The sequence below is a fragment of the Nocardia sp. NPDC059195 genome (assembly GCF_042754695.1).
Taxonomy (GTDB): Bacteria; Actinomycetota; Actinomycetes; order Mycobacteriales; family Mycobacteriaceae; genus Nocardia.
Map to the genome: position 1 here is coordinate 111,981 of NZ_JBHZBG010000004.1, position 24,454 is coordinate 136,434.

At 61.4% G+C, this 24,454-nt stretch carries 14 protein-coding genes; 5 read left to right on the forward strand and 9 right to left on the reverse strand.

Annotation, left to right across the window (positions count from 1 at the left end):
• Positions 1 to 17 precede the first annotated feature (17 nt).
• The 5 genes from ACFXKN_RS07665 to ACFXKN_RS07685 are packed head-to-tail and all read right to left on the reverse strand — an operon-like array spanning position 18 to position 9,267.
• Positions 18 to 1,352, reverse strand: coding sequence for a hypothetical protein (locus ACFXKN_RS07665; protein ID WP_379432734.1), 1,335 nt, complete (start codon positions 1,350 to 1,352; stop codon positions 18 to 20).
• Positions 1,349 to 2,449: an AAA family ATPase gene (locus ACFXKN_RS07670; protein WP_379432735.1), complete on the reverse strand. Its 1,101-nt coding sequence runs from the start codon at positions 2,447 to 2,449 to the stop codon at positions 1,349 to 1,351. Before ACFXKN_RS07670 ends, ACFXKN_RS07665 begins: the two co-directional genes overlap by 4 nt.
• Complete coding sequence (gene drmB / locus ACFXKN_RS07675) at positions 2,446 to 4,320, reverse strand: DrmB family protein (RefSeq protein WP_379432736.1); 1,875 nt, start codon at positions 4,318 to 4,320, stop codon at positions 2,446 to 2,448. Before drmB ends, ACFXKN_RS07670 begins: the two co-directional genes overlap by 4 nt.
• Positions 4,321 to 4,324: 4 nt before the next feature.
• Positions 4,325 to 7,567 (reverse strand): helicase-related protein, encoded by a 3,243-nt coding sequence (locus tag ACFXKN_RS07680; protein ID WP_379432737.1) that lies wholly within the window; start codon positions 7,565 to 7,567, stop codon positions 4,325 to 4,327.
• Positions 7,564 to 9,267, reverse strand: coding sequence for an NERD domain-containing protein (locus ACFXKN_RS07685; RefSeq protein WP_379432738.1), 1,704 nt, complete (start codon positions 9,265 to 9,267; stop codon positions 7,564 to 7,566). Before ACFXKN_RS07685 ends, ACFXKN_RS07680 begins: the two co-directional genes overlap by 4 nt.
• A gap of 11 nt (positions 9,268 to 9,278) precedes the next feature.
• On the opposite strand from ACFXKN_RS07685, the gene ACFXKN_RS07690 reads away from it, so the two are divergent.
• Complete coding sequence (locus ACFXKN_RS07690) at positions 9,279 to 10,559, forward strand: sigma-70 family RNA polymerase sigma factor (RefSeq protein WP_379432739.1); 1,281 nt, start codon at positions 9,279 to 9,281, stop codon at positions 10,557 to 10,559.
• 401 nt (positions 10,560 to 10,960) lie between these two features.
• On the opposite strand, the gene ACFXKN_RS07695 is transcribed toward ACFXKN_RS07690, so the two are convergent.
• Positions 10,961 to 11,479 (reverse strand): hypothetical protein, encoded by a 519-nt coding sequence (locus ACFXKN_RS07695; RefSeq protein WP_379432740.1) that lies wholly within the window; start codon positions 11,477 to 11,479, stop codon positions 10,961 to 10,963.
• A 501-nt stretch (positions 11,480 to 11,980) separates the two neighbouring features.
• On the opposite strand from ACFXKN_RS07695, the gene ACFXKN_RS07700 reads away from it, so the two are divergent.
• Positions 11,981 to 12,889 carry a hypothetical protein gene (locus ACFXKN_RS07700; protein ID WP_379432741.1) on the forward strand — a complete coding sequence of 303 codons (909 nt, stop codon included), beginning with the start codon at positions 11,981 to 11,983 and terminating at the stop codon, positions 12,887 to 12,889.
• Positions 12,890 to 13,573: 684 nt separating this feature from the next.
• Here the strand turns inward: ACFXKN_RS07700 and ACFXKN_RS07705 are convergent.
• A complete protein-coding gene (locus tag ACFXKN_RS07705; protein WP_379432742.1) occupies positions 13,574 to 17,599 on the reverse strand; it encodes a CHAT domain-containing protein in 4,026 nt (1,341 codons plus the stop codon).
• Positions 17,600 to 17,743: 144 nt separating this feature from the next.
• Here ACFXKN_RS07705 and ACFXKN_RS07710 point away from each other — a divergent pair, with 144 nt between their 5' ends.
• Together ACFXKN_RS07710 and ACFXKN_RS07715 are read left to right on the forward strand one after the other, a co-directional pair.
• A complete protein-coding gene (locus ACFXKN_RS07710; RefSeq protein ID WP_379432743.1) occupies positions 17,744 to 18,178 on the forward strand; it encodes a hypothetical protein in 435 nt (144 codons plus the stop codon).
• A complete protein-coding gene (locus tag ACFXKN_RS07715) occupies positions 18,178 to 19,152 on the forward strand; it encodes a hypothetical protein (protein WP_379432744.1) in 975 nt (324 codons plus the stop codon). Before ACFXKN_RS07710 ends, ACFXKN_RS07715 begins: the two co-directional genes overlap by 1 nt.
• A gap of 215 nt (positions 19,153 to 19,367) precedes the next feature.
• Here the strand turns inward: ACFXKN_RS07715 and ACFXKN_RS07720 are convergent, their stop codons facing one another.
• Positions 19,368 to 21,800, reverse strand: coding sequence for a cytochrome P450 (locus ACFXKN_RS07720; protein WP_379432745.1), 2,433 nt, complete (start codon positions 21,798 to 21,800; stop codon positions 19,368 to 19,370).
• A 702-nt stretch (positions 21,801 to 22,502) separates the two neighbouring features.
• On the opposite strand from ACFXKN_RS07720, the gene ACFXKN_RS07725 reads away from it, so the two are divergent.
• A complete protein-coding gene (locus tag ACFXKN_RS07725; protein ID WP_379432746.1) occupies positions 22,503 to 23,345 on the forward strand; it encodes a restriction endonuclease in 843 nt (280 codons plus the stop codon).
• Between the two features lie 815 nt (positions 23,346 to 24,160).
• Here the strand turns inward: ACFXKN_RS07725 and ACFXKN_RS07730 are convergent.
• Positions 24,161 to 24,394 carry a DUF433 domain-containing protein gene (locus ACFXKN_RS07730; protein WP_378952593.1) on the reverse strand — a complete coding sequence of 78 codons (234 nt, stop codon included), beginning with the start codon at positions 24,392 to 24,394 and terminating at the stop codon, positions 24,161 to 24,163.
• Between the last annotated feature and the right edge of the window lie 60 nt (positions 24,395 to 24,454).

Consider the following 24,454-nt stretch of genomic DNA (forward strand, 5'->3'; position numbering starts at 1 on the left):
CCCGCGCTACGTCCAAATCACAGCAGCGGCGGTGAGGACTTCAGCCGAACACCACCTACGACGAGAGCTGTCTTGTCATCGTCGGCCACTAACTCGGTTACGCGGAACGTTGATGCGTTTCCGGTCGCGGTTCGGATCGCCCAACCGGCGGTGTGATCGTCTAGCGCGACATTCCGCAGCGCGACTGATTCACGTGCCACCCCGCGTAGGCGGCCTGCCAGCAGTGCCGCCACCAAGCGAGTCGTCTCGTCAGAGCCGGTTTCCTCGGCTGGCCATTCCAGGAGCTGTCCCAAGTCAGGTCGGAGGAGGACCAGCACGAGGGCCTTGGCCGCCACGTACGGGCTATCAGGGTTTCGGAAGCGCTCGAAATCCCTCTCCACGTTCACGATCTCACGCACACGCCCGAGGTAGCGCTCGACAATGGCGTTGACCTCGTCACTCGGATTTGCCGCGGCGACCTCACGAACGACAGCTCCCAATACCTCGGACGGACTCCACGAGTCAGTTCTGTCGCGTTCGCCTAGCACGCGGTATGCCGCCTGGAAGATCAGCCGATCGGCCCTCTCGGCGTCGGACTCGCTCGCGGGTTCGGCGGCCTCGCTGGCGAGGCCAGGCCAATGCAGCCAGGGTGGCACAATTGCGCCTTCTGGCAGGTGGCTGGCCCCGAGCATGCCAGCCGCCACCGCCAGCGCCTCGCCGCTTTCGGTGGCCGCTATCGCCGCGCTGATCGCTCCGCGCGAGCGGTCGATTTGAACCCAATCGATCTCCGGAGCTCGAGCTGGTGCTGCGATCACGATCTCGGCGTCGGGCTCTGCCGAGAACAGTTCGGGGCTGACACGTAGCAAGTCCTCATGTGGGAAGACATTTTCGTAGCGACGGGCACGATGCTCGCGGAGCGACTTCTCGTCACGGAAATGGATCGCTACTACGTCGGCCATCGCCGCCGCGCGCGCGTAGGCAACGGGACCGTCTAGCTGCTGGCCGTTCAGAACGGACTCCGACACCTCGATCAGTACAGGCGCGCCCGCGCCAGGCTCGACCACAACCCGCTCGACTAAGAGGGCTGGCGGTGGGCCGACGAGGATCGGTACCCACCCGGGACACAGCGCCAACAGGTCGGCGTAGTACTTGTAGAACGACTCGCGCGGTGCCATCAACCGCGAGCTGAGAAGAGCGACCAGGTTCATGCGATTGGTCAGGACGAACAGACGCGGCGGGGCGACGACGAGCCCGTCCGATTCATTCGAAGCGACCAGGCCCGGTTCAGATGTCGCCTCTCCCGCTCCAGATGGCCCGACTTCGAGATGTTCATCACCGACACCTTCGCGCTCCTCTTGACCTCCATTGGTCACTGTTCCAGAACCAAGCCGGTAAGGTCCGCGACGATGTCCGGCACGTCCGAATCACCGCTCCAGGACAGATGGAGTTCGTGGCATGCTCTGGACATCACCACGTAGAACGTCATGCGTGTGGCCGCCGACGACGTATCGGCGGTGAGCTGCTGGAGCTCGGGCACGAACAACGTGTCGAACTCCAATCCCTTGAGCGACTTGTAGTGCGCCAACGTCACGGCTGGCGCATCGAAATCGAGAACGCGGTGCTGAGGGCTGGTCGAGATGTACTGCTGAACTGGCACCGGCAGCTCGCGGTTCGACAGGGCTCGGTAGAGCTTGCGCTGCATCGTCTGGTTGACGCATGCCACTCCGACCGTCAGGTGGTTACGCGTCTTGACGTAGCGGACGACGAAATCCACGAACTCATCCACATTCGCGTGACGCTTGAGCGTCGGCTTGTCGCCATTGCGCTCCGGAGGGTGTGGGAGTCCGGTGGGTGCGCCGGCGTAGTACTTCGCCGCTACAGCGGCGATCTCCGCGGTGTTGCGGTGGTTACGCAGTAGGGAAAGATGCTCGCGGGCGCCGATCGCTGTCTCGATCTCGCGCAGCGTGGTGTTGTTGTCGAACAACTGCTGATTCTCGTCGGCGAAGACCGTGATGTTCTTCGCGACGAAGCGCGCGATCCTGAAGAAGCCGAGCGGCAAGTCCTGCCCCTCGTCGACGATCAGGTCCACGAGGCCACCCAGCTGTGGCGGGTTGGCCATGAACAGCTGGGCGATCTGAGCCCAGTCGACCTCGTACGAGCTACCAGTAATAGTCGGAGGATTGGTGCGGTAGTGCTGCCGCCAGAAGTCCCAGAACCACTTGTGGAAGGTCGTCACATACCCGGCGACGTCCATCTCGTTGGCCGCCTGCTCGGTGTACTGCTGGAGTACCTTCGAGTACATGAGCACGGCTGGCTCGCGATCATCGAAAGTCAATGCCTGGGCGCGGTATAGCGCCATCACGGACTTGCCGGTACCTGGGGGGCCGCTCACCAGGTAGTTGCCGTCGAGGTCGAGGCTGTAGATGCGGTCTTGTTCCTTGGACAGGTCTTCGAAGGCGGGCAGCCTCACTCGGTCGTCCTGACACCATCGACTGCGGCCTCGATGGCCGCGTCGAGCACTGGCTTGAAGAAGCCCCGTACCTTGTCGTTGCCGATCACCATCCCTCGGTCCAGTAGATAATTCCCGCTCTCGCAACTCGTTTCGGCCACGAGCGAGCAGGCGTGACAGGCCGCGATGTTGAGGCTGGCGAAGGTGGATGCCAGATTCTCGCTGCAGAGCGGGTCGGACGAGCACCACATCGCGTCCTGCAACGCTTCCAAGATCGTGGTTCGCAGGGTAGGCGCCTCGCCTTGGCGCACCAGTCCGCCCAGGGTGCCTTCGGAATCACCTGCGGCGGTGTAGATCAGGATGCCTGCTTGCTTGGCGGTACCGTCCGCTTCCAAGCTGCTTCGGGCGTATATGCGTTCTCGCAAACTCGTGGCCGCGTACCCGGATTCGAAGGCCAAGCGGCGAATCATCAGGTGCGCGAATGTGTGCAGTAGGACGTAACGGGGACTGAGGATCGGCCCCGTCCGTTCCCGCAGCCGCGGCGCCATGAAGGAGTTGTCCAGGCGGCCTTCGAGTTCCGCGACACGGGCGCGTACGTCATCCTGCTGTTCCCAGACGTTCAGGCGGTTCTCGTCCAGGGACAAGAAGATGCCCTCACCGCCGACGTCGATAGCTGGCAACCAGCTGACTCGGTGGTTGAGCGCGGCCTTCACCAAGGTGTCTTTATCACCCGGTTTGACCCGATGGAAACCCTCCAACGCGCGCACCTCGCGTAGCCGATCGGCCAATACGACCTTGTCGATGCGGTCAGTGAGCAACGCCGTGATGGCGTTGCTGTCAGCGGCACCCGATGTCAGGCCGACGTGCCGAGTCCGGAAATGCGGATCATCGGAATTGTCCGAAGGGGTTAGGAACGCGGCCCATTCTTCGCTGAGTAGATCGCCAGGTGTCGCCTCGACGGCTGTCGCTCGTCCGGCCTCGCGTTGCTTCTCATCTCGGGCGAGAGCCTTAACATAGTCTTCGGGCACGTCGTGCAGCTGTGCCAGCGTCTGCACGGTGACACTGAACATCGGAGACTCTTCGTTGGTGGTCATCAGAGGCCGGAACCAGTCGTCAGCTTTGATGGCCATCGCCTTCTCGCTGTTCGCGTCCGACCGCGACGGATTCGGAATCTCGATGGACGAGTGGACGACTGGGAAGTACACGTTGCTGGCTCCGCGCTGAACCGCCAGAGGAATCTCCTCGCAGTCAGCGCGTTCCTCGAAGCGTTGCCAGGGCTGTCGGCCACCGCACGACACGCCGATGGACTTGAGCGATCCCTTCGAAGTGATACCCATCAGGTTTCGGCGGCTCTGGCAGCTTTGGCACCGGACTTGGAGGGTGTCGAGGCCGCCACCGCCCTTACCCGGCAATGTCTCGAAGCACAGGTTGTCCTTCTGGCACTGGCGAGCGTCAGGGGTTGAGCTGCGGGAGTGCGCCCACCGCCGCCAGTCGATGTCGTCCATGTGCCCCTTGGGACAGATCTGAATCCAACGCATCGGCACCAGTGGCTTGCGGCCGGCACAACCGCCGCAGGTCGGGGACTTTCCATCTTGCTCCAGGGAGCGCTTCCACCGGGTCATGCGGCGGCACTTCTGGCAGAACAGCCAGGTCGGGAAGCGCGAGTACGGTACGCCAGCTTTTGACGGTGCCCAGGAATTGCTGTCGATCGACGGCGCCGCCCGAAACTGTGTCACTCCGAGAGCGGCGGCCAACCGATCGCTTTGGATCGTCTCGCCTCGAGCACCCCATCTGAAGATGTCACAACCCACTAGCGACTCGCCCTGGAAGTCGAAGATCGCTCCGACGCCGAAGGGAACGATTGTCTGCGACTGCCTGATTTTGCGTTGCATTTGGCTACTTGCTCCCCTTCGACGATCCCGCACCGTGGGCAACCTCGATCAGCGACTCCATGTCGACATTGCGCATCGAACCGAGTGTTGGCCACGCGTCGCCTTTGGCGTGGAACTGTTTGATGAGGTTGATCTGGCCTTTGCCATTCGGCTTGTAGTACAAGAGCTTGCTGTCCGCGTCGGCTCGCCGAGCGCGGTCCAGCCAGTCGTCGATGAACCTGTCCAGGTAGCTCCGCGCGCCGATTCGTTCGCGAGGCTCGACACGTTCCACCACCTCGATCAGGGCGTCCGCCAATTCACGAACCTCGGCCTCTCGATTGAGGATCTCGCCAGCTTGTCCATCCATGTTCAGACAGAGCTTGTGCCGGACGAGGATCACCAGCGCGGCGTGCAGCGCGCGGTCACGCGACGGTGGCGAGTACGGGGTGACGCTTGTGGGCTCAACGTGGCGGTAGAGCGCTGAGTGGTACCCGCGGAAGTTCTCGTAGTGGGATCTGTCGCGCGGTTTGGTAGCGCGGAACAGATCGAACACTAGGCCGGGTGCCGTCGACCGTCCCACGCGACTGGTGGCCTGGATGTACTCGGCGGTGGCCTTCGGCTGACCATTGACGAGCATCAAGCCAAGGCGAGGAACGTCCACACCCACAGACAGCATGCTGGATGTGGCCAAGAAGTCCACCGAGTTCTTGTCGGAGCAAGGCTTATTCAAGCGTTCGAGGAGGCGTGGCTGCTGTGGTCGTGGAACAGACGATGACAGCTCATCGACGTCGTACTCGCGTTTGGGGCGATTAACGATCAAGCTGCCCAAGCGGGAGTGGATATCGTCGCGGGCGATGGTGACCGTTTTGCCGAGCTCGCGCAGGGAACTGTGGTAGGCGACTACAGTCCAGTAGGCGTCCTGGGCATCGTCGGTCAGGCAGAGGTCTACCGGTGCCTGGAGAAGCGCTGCGCCGGAGTGCACCACCGCGGTGTCGAAGGTGTGTCCTTGGGCCATCATGCCGACGTACAAGCGTCCGGGTGACGCCTTGTCCTCCCTGGCGAAGTAGGAGTTGCCAGCATCGATCCCCGATGGCGGGAACAAATCGACCGGCCGGCCGAAAAGGCCGTTGATCTGCGCCGTAGCGCGCCGAATCGTCGCGGTGGAGGCGATGACCTTCGGTGGGCGCCCGTCTGACTCGCAGAGCAAGTTGATCGCGGCTTCGTACAGGCCGACAGTTGTACCCAACGGGCCAGTCAGGAGATGCAACTCGTCCTGGATGATGAGAGACGGGGGAAGCGTGCCATTGGCGCGCCCGAAAAGTTTGCCTGACTCTGGCACCCAGGCTAGCTGGGCGAATTTGTCCACTGTGCCGAGCAGGAAGGTCGGCGGGCTGGCGTATAGCGCGTCGTCGATCACCCGAACCGGCAACCCGGTATGGAACTCGCATTTGCTTGATGGGCAATAGAACTTGAACGACTGATCGGTGCAGACGATGCCATAGTCGGCGTCCTCGTCGCTGTGTTCGCGGGGAACGATCTCGGTTCCACACCACGGACAGCGCTCCAGGAGGAACCGATCATCTGTTTCACCGGCGTCGCGCAGTTCGTCGAACTGCTCGCGTGCCTTGACATAGCGGTTCGGCGTAGTCGCCTCTCCGACCCACAGACCTACGGAGACTGGCTCATCACCCAGGCTGGCTGGGTTCTCGCGCCGAAGGTGTTCGCAGGCCGCGATGGTTGAGGCAGTACGCTGGAACTGCTGGGCTGTCAGCAGCGACAGCGTGTAACGACTAACAACCGCTGTGCCTCCGCCTGTGGCACCTTCCAGCAATCGACGTCGGAAGATCTCGAAGGCCGCCACGAGCAGGTAGGCCTCAGTCTTACCTCCGCCTGTCGGAAACCAGATCAGGTCTACGACATTCCGATCATCGTCTTTGGGGTCTACCAGACCGCGCAGGGTCGTCAGGAAGAAGCCCATCTGGAACGGCCGCCACTCGGCACCACCCGGATAGTTCGTCGGCAAGTCGGGGGCCGCACTACGCGAATGACGTGTGCCGACCAAGTCCTTCTTGCTGTGCCGCATCTGAATCAACATGGCCCGGTTAGCCAGGCGGAAGGCTTCGATCAACTTGGCGCGATCGGGGTGTTCCGCGAACACCCGAACGCCCGCGCGCATCCGGTCGCGAGCGCACACCAGGCGTTTGATCACGGACACAGTCGCGTCCTTGTAACGCTCATCTAAGACCGCTGCCTCGGCACCTACCTGCTCGATCCAGGCCGCGTACGGGTCAACGAAAGCATCGAGTTCGCGCACGAGGTCTGCGGCATCGGTCGAGGCGTCGGCCAGCCAGGCGATGTCCAGGGCCCGCACCGAGTCGCCCTCAGCGCTAACCCGCGGAACGATATAGGAGGGCATAACTTCCGAGCGGACACCGTTGACCTTGCCATCGAGTTCTCGCCACTCCGGCGAGCAGCCGTGACCGATGGCGAAGACGCGCGCCTTGCGGTGCATCAGTCGAAGCTCTTCCTCCTCGGGATCATGGGAAGCCATCGTTACCGACGGGTACTCCAAGAGCTCGCCCGCGCTGTCCACGCTCACGTCGAACTCGACCTGGAGCAGGATATCTTCCCAGCCTGGCTTGGGGTGCTCACCATCGATGCTCCGGGCGTTTACCAATGTAACCGTCACGAGATTCCCGTGTGGGTACTCGCGCCAGCGAATGTGAATCTCGGCTTTCTTGTCCCAGATCGGCTGGGGCTCGGTGTCGTCAGCGGTAACGACTACTTTCGCCTCAGCCAGCTGGTTACGCCGCCACACACGTCTTGAACCCGGCGACTTCTGACGCGGGTCCTCGTCCTGTTCCTCGGTAGGTCCACCGTCCCGAACCTCCTGAGCGGCAAGAGCTTCCACGGCGGCCACACCGCTTAGTAGTTCGTATTCAGCGGCGCGGGCGTTTATCGTCAGTTCGGTCGCCGTGGTGAAGAACGACAGCCCCTGCGACGCGGGTAGGAAATCGTTAGCCGCTGAGACCGGATCGTCGCTGAACTGGCTCTCGTCGCCGCCGCCAGCCGTCGCCGACTCGTCTTCCGCCTCACCCTCCTCCTCCACGTACCCAGCGAACTCGGCCTTACGGGGGAACAGTGTGCCCATGAGATACCGACGATTTGGCGGATCGAAGATGATCTCAGCGGACCCGTCGAACGGACCCACGAGCTGGCGCCGAACGTAGTCGACGAAGTCGGCCCGGACATCCGAGAGTGTGGTCATACGCCCGCCTTTTTCAATGCGTCGAGAGCCGTTGCGGCGTGGGTCTTGTACAGCTCACCCACGCGGGCCGCTACGGCTGGATTGGTCGTTAGCCATAGACCGGCGCGGGGCCGACTCAATGCGACGTACAGCAGGTTGATCTCCGTCTCAGAGTCCAGTGAGGCGATGTCTATAACGCACACGAACCGATTCTCCAGCCCCTTGATGTCCACCGCTGATGCCCACGTGAGGTCGTCGCCCGGCCAACCAGCTGCTGAATCCTTCTCGAGCACACGCAACTTCCCCTTTCGCGCGACTCGCAGCCCCCTGGCTGCACTCGTCTCCCAATCGCCACGCAGCGAAACAATGGTGACAGCACCCACCGGCACTTCATGGTCTCGGAGCACACGCAGGTGCGCTTCCAGCGCCGCAGTCTCCGCTGCCTGGTCGTCTACTGTCAGCATCTCGACTTCCGGCCCCGAGCCAGCCGCGGCCACCCCGGTGTCCGCTCCAGTCAGCGCCCGGGTCAGGAACGCGATCTCACGAGTGTTGCGGCAGTTGGTCTGAAGGGTGGCCGGCACCGGCGAGAACGACTGGATGTACTGCAGGGCTTCTCGATCGAAGTCGCCATAGAGGTCAGCCTGGCGATTCTGGTCCATGAACATCACCCAACGGCCGTCGCTCCAGCCGCCTACGATGGTCGCCTCCATGCTGTCGAGGCTGTCGAAGTTCATCAGATCTTGTGCCTCGTCGATGACTACGGCATCGAAATGCTGGCCGGTGGGCAATTCGGATGCCGCGTGAACGGCGACACCAGTCCCGGTCAGCAGTTCGCGTACGAACGCCGCCAGGATTTCGCTTCGGCAGATGAACAGCACCGCGCGTCCGAGCAGGACTTGACGGCGGGCGACCTCGGTCGCCAGGAAGGTCTTGCCGGTCCCCGCTCCCCCGTTACAGAGCACTCTGGGTGCCTCGCTGATGAGGTCGAGCCTGGTGAACTGCTCGTCGGTCAGACGAACGAAAGCGACGTCGAGCGTGCTGGCGCGCGCGTCGAGCAAGGGCGAGCGGTCAAAACTTGGGCGCAGTTGCTGAATCAAGTTGCCGTGCAGGTGCTTGTCGATCGGCAGCTTCTCCGGCTGCCGCCCGCCCCAGTAGGTGACCGCCCGGTTGACCGCCCCGACGAAGTCTCGGCTGAATCGACCTCGGCCACAGTAGGTCTCGTCATCCCACTCGAAGCTGCTCAGCGCCAGGTCGACGTCGGGAGTAACCACCAGGGTCCCAAAAGCGATGTCATCAACTGCTACGCCGATCTGCCGCCTTAGCCGATCCCGCAATGCGTACATACCGCTGTTGACCTGCTTGAACGGACCCTCCCGATCTTGTCGGTGGTGTCCGCTACGGTCGCTGTACGTCCACAAACCGTTGTTACAAGAGATTTGGGCACCCTTGACCTCTACGACCAGCACCAACTCGTCGAGCACGAGCACGAAATCAAGCTCAGAGGTGAGCTTGTACTTGTGCGTCGGCAGGTTCAGCGAGTGCAGTGCTGTGCCTCGGAAGCCGCTGGCCGCCAGCACCTCGAACACGCGCCGTTCGGACGTAGTTGTCGGGACCGAGCCAAGCTCGGCCGGGATCATTCTCAATGTCGCTCCCCACAGGTTTGGCTGCAGCGTAATCCTGCCGCACGGACACGCCGCCCGCAGCAGTTCGGTGTCGTCCATGGGGGTTCCGAGTGGACATTGAATACGTAGGTCGCGTACTCGTCCGACTGCAACCGTTCGTCAAGGATCGAGTGATTCGACGCTCCCGCATCGAGCGTGTGCTGGGGACGCTGCGGACCCCACCGGAAGATCTTCCGGCTGAGATCGATCGCCTGCTCATCAAGGCGGGCTTCAACATCGATGAAGACTGCGCGCCTGTGCAGACAGACCCCGAGATGCCCGAAGTCGTAGTAGCCGGCACGGAATCCGATACCGAGCCGGATAACCGGGTGGCGGACGGTCCGCGACGCGACGCGGATGCTGTGGAGGCCGCTCGTCGGCGCATCAGGTCCGATCGACGCGTACCCGCGGCCAGACGTGCCAGCGTGTTGCTTCGGTCCGAGGAAGAAGTCGGCCTCGCGATCCTGGTACGGGGAGAAACTGGAAAACCTCTTAACCAGGGCGACTTCGCCAAACTGACAGGCGAACCTCACGACGCGGCGGTCTGCTTGCTGCTTCACAACCAGGGGCTGGTGCGCTCAGTCGCCAAGCGCTACGCGCCTTCTGGCATGACTTTCGACGACCTTTTCCAGCACGGAATGATTGGGCTCATTCGCGCCGTGGAGCTGTTCGACCCGAACATGGGCAACAAATTCTCGACCTATTCCATGAACTGGGTACGCCAAGCCATCACCCGCGCGATCGCCAACGAATCGCGCATGATCCGGGTGCCGGTGCATATGTACGAGCGTGTGCTGAAGGTCTGGCAGGTCCATGCTCGTCTGACTGTCGACGGCGAACCACCGTCGGTTCACGAGCTGGCCTTGGCTTGCGAGTTGATCGATAGCCAAGTGGCGGAGTGCTTGATGCTTGGGCGGCACGACATCCTCTCGCTGGACACCCCGGTTGCCCACGAGGGAGAGGCGACGCTGGGCGACCTCTACGACAGCGCCGACCCGTACGCCAATCCAGAGCGTGAAATTGGGTTCGCCCTCCTGCAAGGGCAGATCGCCGCCGTGCTGGAAACAATCAGCGAGCGGGAAGCGAGCGTAGTGTCTATGCGGTTCGGGCTCTCGGACGATTCACCGAAGACGCTCGATGAGATCGGAAAGATCTACGGCGTTTCGCGCGAGCGGATCCGCCAGATCGAAAAGAAGGCGATGACCCAGCTACAAGACCCGTCGCGAAGCCAGTCGCTCCGAGCGTTCTTGTACGGCACCGACGACCTGCCGACGCGCCAGCCGCAGCCCGACGACGATGCTCAGGAAGCCGGGCGGTGCGCTCCCGAGCTCGCGCATCAGAACCAGCTCTGAAACCCGATGGAACCGATCGGTGTTCGGCAACGTCTAACCAGGCATGACACAGACTCAGCACGTAGTAGTTCGGCCGGTGCCGCAGTACGAACCGGCGCCGGAATCGGAACCGACCGGTGATCCCACAGCGATGTGGGAACAGCACCTATCCGCGCTGGACGGGTGCGAAGGCGCCGAGGAGCTGTAGCTGGCCGATTGGTGCGCTACTGTCCCGCGCGGGAAGGGCATTGCCACGCGGGACAGTAGGTTCCGACGAATCGCGAGTTGTTCGTCGACCGTGAACCGAACGGGTGGGCGAGAGCGACACACGTGGCTCAGTCTCGGCACCCGGACAGGGAACCCACTCGCTGTCGGCACCTCGACAGATCGAGCAATGAGGGAGCCCTGTCGGAGGCTATCCGTCAACGCCAGCCATTCGGGTCATGCTCGTCTCGACCCCGCGCCCACGCGACAATCTCAGGGGGAAGCGCGAAACGACGATCGAAGGCTAGGCCGTCCGGCATGTTCCCGGGATCGGTCCACCGTGGTAGTGCCCATGTCCACTCCGACCGCTCTTCAGGCGTGGCGGTCAGGTACGCGATGTCCTGTGCGGCTTGCAACATGCCCTCGGCGAGGTTCAGATTGACAGTCGGCTCACGAAACTCCACGGAACCGTCATCGAGATGAACTGCAGGACGATAGAATCGGGAACCGAACGCCTTCGCGGCCTCCGCATCGAGCGCGTCAGGTGTACCGGTGTGCGCCAGTTGGTTGCGCCACGCATATCCCTCTCGAAGGTATTCATCGAGGTCGTTGCCCTCCAGAAGCTCCCAGTCGTGGACCTTCCCACGGGCGAAGGGAGCAGTACGTGCCCGGGCAACCAATTCCTGACCGGTCTTCTCTCGCCAACTGCTGACGAAGTTCTTGCTACCGAGGTGCATGTATCCACTGCTCTTCGGAATGCGCAATCCTTCCCGCCGACACGCAGACTTTGTTCGCTCTTCACCGGCGGCGAACGCAAGGACGAAGATCGCCGAAGGAAGGCTACGGTAAGGCGCGGGGACACCACCACGAGGCCGGAACCGCTCGCTCGTCCCTCCACGGTACCCATGCATCCAGATAAGATCATTTGCGAGCAAAAACCCGCTTCGGTGCATCATCTCCCAATGTTCGCATCTGTTCTCCGACAACCAAATTCGGATCCAGGCAGACCTTCGCGGACCTCGCCGGCCGCAACCGCACCGTGTGCCCGAACGAGACTCATACGTTCTGATCATGCGCGTAGAGGACAGAGCCGGGCGCCACAAGCATGGTGCGGCAACGCCTCTCGAACCCGACTAACCGGAATCGCCGCCCCCAGAGGACGTCAGGCAGGTCACCACGACGCGCCAGGTGAGACCAAATCCCGCACCAGTCTCACCACGGGAAACTAGATTTTCCCAGTGGCCACCAACTCTGGGTACTCTGAACTGCTCCCGAATTTGCAAGGGTCGAGACCGCTTCTCGCGCAGGCTCTGATCTTGGCAGAGCGGCGGCGCTCCGAGCGACTCGCGAAACTCTTCGAGGGGGCACGCCTTCGTGGTTTAGAGCAACTATTCACATACCTTCGGGCTGCCGAGAAGGCCTACGCGGAAACGCCTACGATATCGGGTGTTGCGTTCCTAATCGAGCGCATCAGGGCTGACTACCAGACTGCGCTAGAAGCAACGCTTTCCGGTTACCAGGGGGTCGCGGCGGACGCGATGCGCGACGTGATGGAGATCGAGTACCTGTTGTTGGACTTCGCGGCCGATCCCGGCAGTGTGGACGAATGGCTCAACGCTGATGATCGACTGATGCGGAGCAGGTACCGGCCGGTGAAGGTTCGCGAGCGACTCCGAGATCATGGGGTGGGGCCCTTCGCGAACGACGACTTTGAGCCGATCGACTACAAGGCTCACAGCGAGTCACTCCATGTGAACCCGCGACGGTCGCCGGTAGCAGCACGCGGACCAGAGCCGTTGAGCGATCCGGTGCCGTTCTACGGTGACTTCGGGTTCATCGAGATGTTCGAACACGGCCGTCGAATATTGATGGCTATCGAAATTCTTCGTGTTGTAGCGATGGGATTGCCCGACGACTACGATCCGTTGACGCCCCGCGATGAATTCGATGATGCACATGCACGGACCCACCAGATGCAACTGATGATGGTCGGATTCATTCAAGGGCCCGCCGTACTACGAGAGCGACTGGGGCGTGAACCGACCTCTGCAGACCTACTCAGGTACGTGGCAGGCGAGGTCGCGACCGAGAGCGAACCATTCGGCACGCCGGGTGAGGGGTCGAACTGGGAAGCGACACCACCGTGACCGAGGAGGATGGCGGCCTGCTAGCCGAAATCATCTACAAGGTCGATTACTACGACTTCTACAACGCAGTTATCCACGACACCGGCGACAAGACCTGACGGGTGTTCGTCCGCGCGAACTGCTGAGGATGATGCTTGAGCGAGCGAACGTTTCGAAAGAGCTTGCCGAGACGATCCCCGGGCACGAGTCGTTCTGGAAGCTCGCGCTCGATAGCCGCCCGCACGGGATGAATCAGAACTGAGACTCTCCGATGACAATAATCTTGGTCACGGCCCATCAGGGGCGATCCGACGCTTCGCCGGATGGGTCGCCCCGCGGGAGGTCATCAGCTACTTCCACAAGTACCTGGTGAGCAAGAATCTGCCGCCGGCTCTCGAATCCCTGGCTCGTTCGGTGATCGGCGGGGTACATCAAGCACATCCTGAACCGCCTGAACCAGCGGACCCAGAAGTCGGTGACGCCGGAGTTCGCTCACCGCCAGTTCCGAAGCTTGCAGCAGTTCTGCAAGTACCTCGTCCGCGAGGAGATCCTTGAGGACGACACGTTCGCGAAGATGTCGCCGCTTACCGTGCCTGAGAAGAAGATCCCGGTACCGCAGCTCGGCCCCTCCGCAAGCTGCTCGAACAATCAAGCGCTCAACGGGACATCGATCGGTGGCGGAGTTGGACGAGTTGTCGGAATCGTTCATCGGTCGGACGGCGAGGCCCTATAGGCAGGGCCGGAGTGCGTGTGATGGATCCATGCGAACGGGTTGACTAGCTCATCCTCGGCAGCCTCCGCACGAAGTTCGTCGCGCAATCCGTGTAGAGCGCGGTGCAGTGCTACGGCGGGATCAGATCGGATTCCCAATTCTCGGTAAAAGGCATTGCTTACCCGCACGGCGATATCATCTTCGATGCTGTCGCGTGCCGCGATGACATGCTTGAAACCAACGGCCTGGGCAGCGCCAGCGAGGTGCAGGGCCTCGTCGGAATGCACCGGGCCGGGGTCGGATCCATGACATACAGAGAGGAATGCCAAATCATGTCCGCCTAGGTGAAGTTCGACCAGATCTGCCACAGTGATCGCACCGTCCACTGCTTGCAACGCAGTATTCGATGGGCTCTCGAAACGAGGCGACCCATGTCCTGCAAAATGGAAATGGCTGTGGACCGGCAACTGAGATAGAACCTGTTCCCGGGTCGCCGCTAAACCGTCGAGCACGGTGACTTCCGATCTCTTGCTACCGGCGATAACTCCGCTGATCTCGGCCGCCACCTGCTCGAGGTAGTCCTCTCGTCCGAATGGATTAGACACACCGACTGTGAGCGTGCGTGAAGGTCGAACCTTTTCGGGTGAAACCTGGTAACTGTGCACTAGCATCCGCAGGGTCGGAGTTTCAGAAGAAATCACGCGGTCGAGCACGGAATCGCCGGCTATCCCGTGGATACCCGTGGCGTGCAGCGGAAATTGGGTCAGTGGTCCAGTCGGACACCACCATATTCTGCCGAGCGCAAGCCCATCTCGGCCAGATCGTGTTTGATCAGCGAGTGCCCGCGCGATGATGGGTTCCGTGATCATTTCCCATCCCCACTCTAACCCCGATCGAACAGTATCGATTGCGGCGTGAAAGGCGATCCGCGTGGCCTTGCGCAAGGGTTGACCTCGTCGCCGGGCATTGAGTAGCTCTGCACGCGCGTACAGTGCTCGACTCAGCGCAATCTGAAACTCATTTATTCGAGCACGCGCGGTTTCGGGCTTACACCCGTCAAGCATTAGTAACTCAACATCCATACCTGGGCGGACAATTATCGCGGTGCATGCTGAGTCGGTCAGGTTCACATAGACCGCAGGCCCATTGCGTACAACGTTGGCGACCTCCTTGACCGATGGCGCTGAGAGGAAGCCTTCCATCCCCCGCACTTCACGGATTTCGGCGAGCAAACGCTTACGACGGGTGTTGATATCTGAAAGTTGCCCGCCGGTGAGGACACTGCCAGCGTCTATCGCAGGCGTACTTTCAATAAGTGCCGTCCACTGCTGTGCAAGATCGGAGCGCACGCCGATGAGCGGATCGATGTCCGCATCTCTCGAGACGACCTGGCTCCAGACCGTGCCGCGCCCATGCTCAAGCAGCTCCACCGCCCTCCAAGGCAGGTCTATACTGAGCGCCCACTCCGCCGCCTGCACAGCGAACCCCGTCCAATCACGAACCAGCGCCGCTTGATCCGACAACGGTAGTCCATGCCAGTCGAACGCGCCGAGCATATCAAAGGCCGTCGATGCATGATCGACAGCACCCTCAAGGTCTGTCGCCGCCACCAATGTAGCAACGTTGCGAGCGGCTATCGCACGATCGCTGACCAGCGACGTATCTAGGGCGGCAGCGCGTTCAAAAATCTGAATTGCCGATTTCCTGTCCTCATCTCTGCCATGAGCACGGAGCCTCTGGGCCAAAGCATCCCCGTGGCTTATCAATATTTCCGCTTCACGCACACTTCCAGGCTGAACGGAGCGAGTTGATGCGGCGCCGTATTCGATCGCGGCGTTGAGGTCAGCCAGGTTGTTCTGGTTTCGGTATCGAGTCGCCAATAGTCCAGCGAGATTGGCCAGCCGACGTGCCCGCTCTGGCGAATCCTTCTGAGTGGAGTCCAATGCTCGTCGACTCACGGTGACTGCCTCATCAAGAAAATCTTCGTCGCCGATATCAACGAATGCCGTTTTCAGGCACATAGCAAGGTTGCTCAATCGGACAGGCATCTGAACATGTTCAAAATAAGTATTCTCGACTGCTTGACGATGGTGTCCTATCGATGCGTACAGGTCCTCCCGGTCATGTGTTATCGCGTAGCGAAGCCCGAAGGCGCTACCGAGGTTGTTCAGCAGGTGCCCTTGAGAGATCGGCGAGCCCTTCCCCTCAAGCAGCGCCTCATTCAAGGTCTTAATGCTGAGCTCCAGGTCGTGGCTGAACCCGCTTCGTTCGTAACGTCGAATTAGTGAATGTCCGAGTCCGTTAAGGAGAGCCATTCGCTCCTGGCCGGTTGCCAAAGCTGAACCCAACTGCTGGATCCGGACCGACTCATGTAGGCACTCGATGCCGTGGCCGCATTCATATCGTAGCTTCAGCACTATTCCAAGCTCGAACATCACTCCGATATGTGGGGTATCAACATCCAAATCTATTGTCCGCAGCGCGGATTCTCCTGACACGAGATCAGCCGGATCGCCAGCAAACTGATAGCGCATCCGCAACGCAGCCGCATATTGCATTTGAGCTTTCGGCGAGTCCGGGTACCTCGAGGCAGCACGCGCTGCCAGCTCCACCTCTCTACCTAAGAAGGCTGGATATGGGCGATCCTGGTAGAGAGCATGCAGCCGGTGGACCCACTCCAGCTCACGCTCCATCGACGATTTACCATCCAATGCCGTCTTTTGCTCAGGCTCTTCCGTGCGGACTCGAACGCTGTCGAGGTCCCGTTTAAACAGAAGTCGCTGCGCATTACCAAGCGCTAGACCGTCAAGGCCCTGCTCCCAGAGGCGCACTGCTTCACGACCATCTTCTATTTCCCCAAAGAAGTCATATCGAGTAGCGAAGGCAGTGGCGACATTCACGCTCAACCTCGCTCGATCATCATCTGATGTAGCCGATTCAAGCGCACCCTGCATTTGATTGACCCAGCCATCGAGATCATCACGATTGCCATCGTCAGCCTTCAGGAAAAATCGAACCCGGAACATTTCACCCAGTCCCGCAGCACGTTGCGAATACTCGCCACTCAAGCCGGACTCAAGAGTAAGCAATTCCCCACCTATCATCACCGCCCTATCCAGGATAGGCCCCAAGCCTGCTTCTTCCACTGCAGAGGTAATGACACGCCAAAGTTTACGCACGATCTCGCGATCTAAACCGCCATTCCGCAATGCTGCCGAATAGCTTGTTATCGCGTCGTTAAGATATCGACCGTCATGCAGTGACACACCTAGGGACCACTGGGTCGCGCCAATGTTGTCGAGAATTCCAACACGGCCCGTCCCGCCTATTTCCAGTGCTTGCTGGTGAAATTTTAGAGCATTAACAAGGTTTTCAGTATTGTTCGTCAATTCAAAGTGCATATACCAAAGCGTGCCTAAGAAGTCGACTTCGTGAGCGATGGGACCTTCGCCGCCTGGACCTAGGGGCTGTGATGATATCGCCGACTCCATGGCCGCCGTGGCAAGCCCCAGCAGATCAGGATTATCCGTGATCCGATATTCAGCGTAAAGAAATTGACTCCGACCACTGTCAGCCGCCCGGGACAGGTCGGGCGAATCAGATGACGCCAAAATCAGACCCATCGTCATTTGACCTATCTGGCAGCGGATCACATCTGACGCTCCGGCGACTATGTGCGGCCACAACAATCGCAGTTTCGGATTCAAAAATCTGCCCGAGGACTCCCGCACGCCGGGTAAGGTTTGCGCCATGGCTTCCCATTGCGTCGGCAGCCAGGATTTCACCGCAGGATCAGTGTCCACCGCTAGCGCACTCAGCAAGAACGCGATCCCAAAATCGAAGTGGAAATCGCGACCCTCCTGATGCCGAGTATTAGCCCTCTCCCCGTGTACACGTGAGACCTGGACCACAGCGCGGACCGGAAGTTCGCTGCCGCTATCGACCGCCGCGAGTATCTGTTGGAGTGCCCCAGCTGAGTCACGCAGCTCCTCCCCCGCCAACATCTTCTCATCGGTCACCTGCGCCTCCGGAGTTCTACCCTCGACTCTTAACCTCAACTGTTGCAATCGTTCTCGAAATTTTGACAGGATCAGACCACGCACGCTTGCCCCCGTATGATGACTGCTTCCAGGCTAGCGGCGTACGACGAGCGGGGTGTGGCTATGAGCGAAGCTGAATCAGTTCGATTCACCTACAGACACGTGATCAGCGCACCCGGGCAACCGACGAAATCGGCTGCCGCCGTTGCCATTGTCGAGCGTCCGTCGCTATCCTCGGTTGACCGCGCCGAGGATGCAGGCGAGCAGGTACAGGCCGTGTTCGATCATGTCCGTGAGCTGAATACGATTGCCGTCTACGTAGACGGCGTAGCGGTTGGCATGGTCCACCGGGATGACTATCCGGACACCTCCACGGCCGATACCTCAGCCGATACAGCTCACAGTCGTAACGACAACGACGGCCAGTCGCTGCTCGGCCGTTCTCGCCGTTACGTCGCGTTCGCGTATCGATGTGCCCACTGCGACCGCGCCGTGTACTGCACCGCAGCGGAACCACCGGCTTGCCCTACATGCAAGCGCACAACCGAGGTGACCTAGTGAGCATCGGATCGCTGGTAGCACCAGCTGGCTCATCATTGGGTGGGCGACTTGCCGCGGTCACCTACCTACCGACGGTCGCAAGCCTGCTTTTCGTGCTGCTTCTCTTGTGGGCGGGAGCTCCAGGTCCGCGATTGGACTTCACCGCCGCGTGGAAGACTGCCAACGCACTCAGCGTGACCCAGGCGCTCCTACTCGGGTTGGCGGTCACCCTACTTACGGTCATCGCGCACCCATTCCAGATTCCGTTGGTTCGATTCCTCGAGGGGGCCTGGCCTTCGTGGCTGCGATGGCTTGGCGCTTGGCGATCGGCACGGCATGCCAAGAAGCGGTCGGTGCTGGCGGCCGCAACGATAGCTGTGGGAGATCCACCAAACGCTGCGGCGACCAATCGTGCCGGGTGGGCGCAAGCCGAACTTGATTCGCGTTATCCGCCAAACTCTCTGCCGGTAGAACGAACTGTGCTCGGTAATGTCCTGGCCGCCAGCGAGTTTCGTGCAGGCTCAGGGTATGGACTCGACGCCGTTTCCGCGTGGCCGAGACTGTACCCGGTCCTACCAGATGCGACCCGAACCGTGTTGGAAAGTTCCCGAAACGCCCTCGATGCTGCTGCCCGCTTATCTGTGACGGCCTTTGTCACCGCCCTGGTCTGCGCGGGGTTGCTGGCGAAATCGGGCTGGTGGGCGTTGCTCATCATCGCGCCCGCCACCATTGCATGGCTTGCCTACTGGGCAGCTGTACACGCAGCGAGAAATTACGGTGTTGCCGTATGTGCCGCCTTCGACCTCCATCGCTTCGATATGTACCGGGCACTAAACCTGTCCCTGCCAGTTGATCTCGTTGCCGAAAAGACGTTCAACGAGGAGCTGTGCACGCATTGGCGGCAAGGCACACCCCATCCCTACGTCAGATACGAGCCACCTCCCGGCAGCACGACGGAGCCAACAGCAGGCCAGCCTTCGCCACCGGCCTGAACAACCTCTCGAACCGGCTCGCAGACCTCGGCCGACCCGAAGACGGACGGGACTGGTGCACAATCTGGTGACAGCGTGACCTGCCGTGCAACAATCTCAACCCGGATCGCGGCCGGTCAACGGACCACTCCGACATCGTCCGCTACCGCTTCCACGGTGAAACCCCAGCCGACCGTCAACGTGACCAAGCCGACCTCGCGCAACGAGCGACTGAACTACGCGCCGTGGATGTAGACCGGCAGGTGGCGGTGACCGTTGGAGATGAAGCTGGGCACCGTGCCGAGTTCGGTCACGGGAGCGGCCAGCTTCAGATCGGCGAACCGTTCGAACAGAGCAGGCAGCGACACCAGCGCCTCGAGGCGGGCCAGCGGCGCGCCGAGGCAGTGGTGTGCCCCGTAGCCGAAAGCCATATGCGACTGCTTCTCCCGCGTGGGATCGAACTCATCGGCGGTATCGCCGTGCAGCTTCGGATCGCGCGCGGCACCGGCGTAGCTCGCCAGAATCGGCTCGCCCTTGGCAATCTGCACACCGTCGATATCGATGTCGTCCACCGCGAAACGCAACGGCAGATGCGCGACCGGCGATTCGAATCGCAGCGTCTCCTCGACCAGAGAGGGCCACGTGATCGTGCCCGCGCGCACGCCCGCGAGCACATCGGGCCGGGTGAGCAGCGCGGTGATCGCCTGGTCGAGCAGATTCACGGTGGTCTCGTGACCCGCCGAAATCACCAGCAGCAGCGTGCCGACCAACTCTTCCTCGCTGAGTCGGCCATCCTCCTCGTCGCGCTGGACGATCAGCAGGCTCGTGATGTCGTCACCTGGCTGTTCGCGCCGCAGCGCCACCAATTCACCGAGGATCCGATACATCTCCATGTAATTGGCCTGTGACTGCTCCGGGGTGAGCGTGGTGTCGAAGAGGCCGTCGACGCACGTGCGCAGACCTGGGTTCAGAGACTCGGGCACGCCCATCAGTTCCGAGATCACCTGGATCGGCAGCGGGTAGGCGAACTGCGCGCGCAGGTCCACTGTCTGACCGGCCGGGGTCCGTGCCAGCTCGTCGAGCAGTTCGTTGGTGATGCGTTCGACCTGTTCGCGCATGGCCTCGGTGCGCCGCGCGGTGAAGGCGGGTGCCACTAGCTTGCGCAGCCTGCGGTGATCGGTGCCGTAGGCGGTGAACATGTTCGGCGCCGAAACCCACAGGTACAGCGGCCAATCCGGGGGGATCTCACCGGCGACGAACGCGGGCCAGTGCCGGCTGGCGTCCTTGGAGACGCGGGGATCGATGAGCAGCTTCTCCAGCAGCGCGGCATCGGTGATCGACCATGCCTGCACGCCGCCCGGCAGTTCGACCCTGGTGGCGGGACCGTGTGCCCTGATCTCGACGATCTCACCCTGAATGTCTTGCCCAGTCGGATCCATTACGACCCGATTCGAAACCGTGGTCACGGTCTTGCGGTGAGAGGTTGTGGTGTCGGAACCTGCGGCCATTGCGCTTCTCTTGGCGTCAAGGATGCTTCTGTTGGCTGCCACAGCATTTCGGTTGGCAACAATGCCAGCACGGTTGGCCGCCGGGGCCTGGTGGTTGACGACCATGGCCAGAGGGCGGCTGCCGATTTGTCCAGCAAGGTGAGGGAGGGGGAATCTCTCGGTACGGGCACGGTTTCGTAGCTCAATATAGATGGCGGGAATGTCGAGAAGTGCAGGCCCATTGGGGATTCCGCGGAAGAGCACGTCGATCAAGGCACGGGTGAACATCGGGCCATCGGGGTGTCGGAGTGCGGCTTGGTAGGGGCCTGCCGCAGTAAGCACGAGACTTGTGGGTATCCGGCTGAGACCATCGAGTGCACCAAGGGTGTTGGCGGCTTGGCCGGAGTAGCAGGCGTCGATGATCACCAAGGCGCGGTGTGCTTTGCTGGCCGCAACCAGTTCACGAATTTCGTCGTATGCGATCGCGGTGTAGTCGGCGTCGGGGTCGGTATCGGGGCCTGCCAGCAGAAGTTCGCCGTGGCGCGAGACCAGGCCATGTCCGGCAAAGTAGAACAGCACGGTGTCCTCGGCATTCTTGGTGGCGCTGGCGATCGCTGCCAGTACTTCTTCGCGGGTCGGCGCGGACAGAAAGGTGACACGTTCAGGGTCGAAGGTGGGATTGTCGGGGTCAGTGAGCCGGTAACGAAGTTCGGCGACCTGTTCGGAGGTTCCGGGCAGATTGTCTAGCTTCGGGTTGGTGTAAGCCGAAATTCCGACCATGACCGCACGGGAGGTCGCGCGATCAGGCAGTGAGGCGCCCATCGTCGTCCCAGCGGGCAATGCCGTGAGATCAGCACCAGTCGATGTTCCGAGGCAATCGCTCCGGACGGCTGCCTGAAACAAGTCATCGATGCGGTCGCACCATTTGTCGACAGTCTCTCCTTGGCGAGGACGACGCTCACAGGCCTTTGTGGCCAGGTTTTCCGTGACCCTGAGCAAGTGGTCGGGGTGAGGCAGGGTGACTGTGGCGAATAGCTTCTGTACCGAGTCCTTGCCGACGCCAGTGGCCTCGGCCATCGCGCGCAGGCTCGGCCAGGCGGCGTTGGCGTGCAGGACATGCAGTTCGGCGATGAGGTCGCGCAGCGGCCCTTGCGGGATGTTGGGCATCGGCAGCTGCGCCAAATGACTCTCCTGCCGTGCGGAATCTGTCTGTGTTTGTCTGCGGGTGTCGGTAACTGTACGTGCTCTGACTGACCCCCGTCCTGGGAGTGGAGGGCAATGGAGGACGGCGTCTGCGATCGTGCTGCACGCCCAGAATCGTGCGAGAACATCCGTTGTGTGACAACAAACTTCGAGCTCACACGATGGAATGGAGTTCCGGTGACAACGAACAATTCGGACAGACTGCAGCGGCGACCCGTTGACGGGAGCACCGCCCAAGTCGTCTCTGACTCGACGATCGCGCGGAGGCGCAGCGTGATGCTGCGTAAAGCTGCCCGCTTGGTCGGACACGGTCTGAACGCGGCGGCCCTGCTCGTCGCGTTGGCCGGATATCACGACATCGCGGCCGCGCTACGGGTTGTGTCGCTTCTCGTGCGCATCGCGGCCACCGTCACGACGTTGACGGTGGCGCGGATGATCTGGTCAGGCGCAGCAACGTCGGCCGGACGAATCACTTGTGTTGCGGTACTTCGGATTCGCGCCATCGTGCGCAGAGCGAGATCGATTAGGCTGCCCCGCCGTCGCAGGTCGCCTCAGGTGCCGATGAAGCCGAGCTCCGGCTCCTCCGAGTCCGAAGGAGAAGCTCCTCTCCCACATCCAGAGTAGGAATCCGAGTCCTCCACGAATGACATAATCTTCGTCACCGGGATGTCGGGAGGCTGGATGAGGCTTGTGGCAACGCCGCAGGATGCGGAGCAATTGGCTGCGAGGATCATGGAGGGCATGGGGTACCACCAGGTGAGGGTTACACTGCCTGGTCCTGACGGCGGGATCGACGTCTGGTCCACTAAAGCCGTCGCGCAGGTCAAATTCCACCAAAAGCCGACCGGTCGCCCTGACATCCAGAAGCTGTACGGGGCCAGAGGCCTCAACCATGACCAGGAGATGCTCTTCTTCAGCTACGCGGGGTTCACCAAGGCCGCCGTCGAATGTGCGAACGACCTTGGAACAGCACTGTTCGTATACGACTCGGCCGGCCGACATCATGCAGCAAATTCATGCGCCGAAGCCCTGATCGGAAGGACCAGACGAGCCGTTCCCCACACAACGTGGCACGCCCAACAATCGCCGACGCGAGCAGTTGGCCACACGCCGACCGTAACCGCAGGCATCGGTCGGAATGTGTCTGTCCACCAATCGCCAGCGCGACCAGCCGACCAACCGGCCGTAACCGCAGACGCCGGTCAGGATCCGATTTCACCCTTTGTGCCGGGAGTGGGCGTTTCTGCCTCTTTGCTGCTTTTGCTCGGCAGCTTGGCTGTCGACGGGTGGTCGTCCACCACAATCGTGCTGACTACCTTGAGTACGCTTGGATGCGCCTGCTCGATTTGGCTATGGAACGTATCCCAGCCAGACGACCTCCGCGAGGTTGTACGCCGGCGGAGCGTTGCACTGCAGATCCGCGCTAAGGATCTAGGTCGGCCTGCGCGAACCCCTCAACCATCGGAAACTACATCGGGGACCGCTGTCGATCAACCAGCTGAACAACGGCAGGAGCGGGTGTGACCATACGACAGGCAGGTTGCCGGGTGAGTGTCCCGAGACGGCGGCGGCGACTTGGTTCGTCGTCCGCGTGAGAAGAGCGAGACGCCCCGCCAATCGGGGTGAAACCATGACCGCTCGGATGCATCCGGGCGTCTGGCGCCCAACGAGGAACACGATGCTCAGCAGGACACGCAAGTGTAGCGGTGCGTGGCACATTTGACCCCTCCCAAAAATACCCCAAGATTTCGGGATGACTGCGCGTGATCGACAGTGAACGCCGATGTATTACGTTGCGCTATAACTGCAGGTAGGTCGCGCGTGGTGACTGCCAGTGATCAGCTGTGACCACGGGAATGTCCTGAACCAACAACGGCAGGTTTCTGGTTCGAGTCCAGATGGGGGAGCACCTCAAAAAGAAGGTTCCGACCTGCGAATGTTCGCATGTGTTGGGACCTCTCTTTTGTGTTCCACTCAGGGCGCAACGCTCTCACCTGGCCTTTTGCGCGAGTCGACCCGCCTACACCCGGTTTTGGGGTCAAGTCTGATGACGCTTGAGGAAACTGCCTCTGTCCTGCGGAATCGCTACAATGTAAAAGGTCTTCTGAGAAGGGCAACACGGAATCAACACGTTTTGGATTGCGCGTTGCCACTCCCTGTAGTTGGTGTGAGATCCGGAAGTCGGCGTCCTTGGAGACCACTCCTCAGTGTCGGCGACCTTGGCTACCTGGTCGTCGGCGGTGCGGTTTCCTGTGGGCAACTGCGTTGTGTGCCACGCATCGTGCCCAGCGTCGTGCAGGAACCGAACCGTGCCGGGAGTTGCGCGTCGACCAGGAACGTCACGCTGCACTGACAGAGACGACGGTGTATCCGCCTGCTGCGAGAGCACCGAACTCCAGCGCGGCAAGCAGGTCGTCGGATTCCAGGTCTGGGTAGTCGTCGAGGATTTCCTCGGTGCTCATGCCCGAAGCCATCATCTCCAGGATGTTCCGCACCGGGATCCGAAGGCCGCGCACTACCGGCTGACCATGGCAGATCTGCGGATCAGAGGTGATGCGATCGGGGCGGGACATAGGGATCACCGTAGCCTTGGCGATGAGATCTCTGCCAGCAATCATCGCGGATAGGGGCCG

What these genes read in the sequence shown, in the direction of transcription:
- ACFXKN_RS07710 (WP_379432743.1), top strand. Translation starts at nt 17,744, where the DNA reads ATGAGCGAAGCTGAATCAGTTCGATTCACCTACAGACACGTGATCAGC.
- ACFXKN_RS07730 (WP_378952593.1), bottom strand. Translation starts at nt 24,394, where the DNA reads ATGTCCCGCCCCGATCGCATCACCTCTGATCCGCAGATCTGCCATGGT.
- ACFXKN_RS07680 (WP_379432737.1), bottom strand. Translation starts at nt 7,567, where the DNA reads ATGACCACACTCTCGGATGTCCGGGCCGACTTCGTCGACTACGTTCGG.
- ACFXKN_RS07725 (WP_379432746.1), top strand. Translation starts at nt 22,503, where the DNA reads ATGAGGCTTGTGGCAACGCCGCAGGATGCGGAGCAATTGGCTGCGAGG.
- ACFXKN_RS07685 (WP_379432738.1), bottom strand. Translation starts at nt 9,267, where the DNA reads ATGGACGACACCGAACTGCTGCGGGCGGCGTGTCCGTGCGGCAGGATT.
- ACFXKN_RS07695 (WP_379432740.1), bottom strand. Translation starts at nt 11,479, where the DNA reads ATGCACCTCGGTAGCAAGAACTTCGTCAGCAGTTGGCGAGAGAAGACC.
- drmB (WP_379432736.1), bottom strand. Translation starts at nt 4,320, where the DNA reads ATGCAACGCAAAATCAGGCAGTCGCAGACAATCGTTCCCTTCGGCGTC.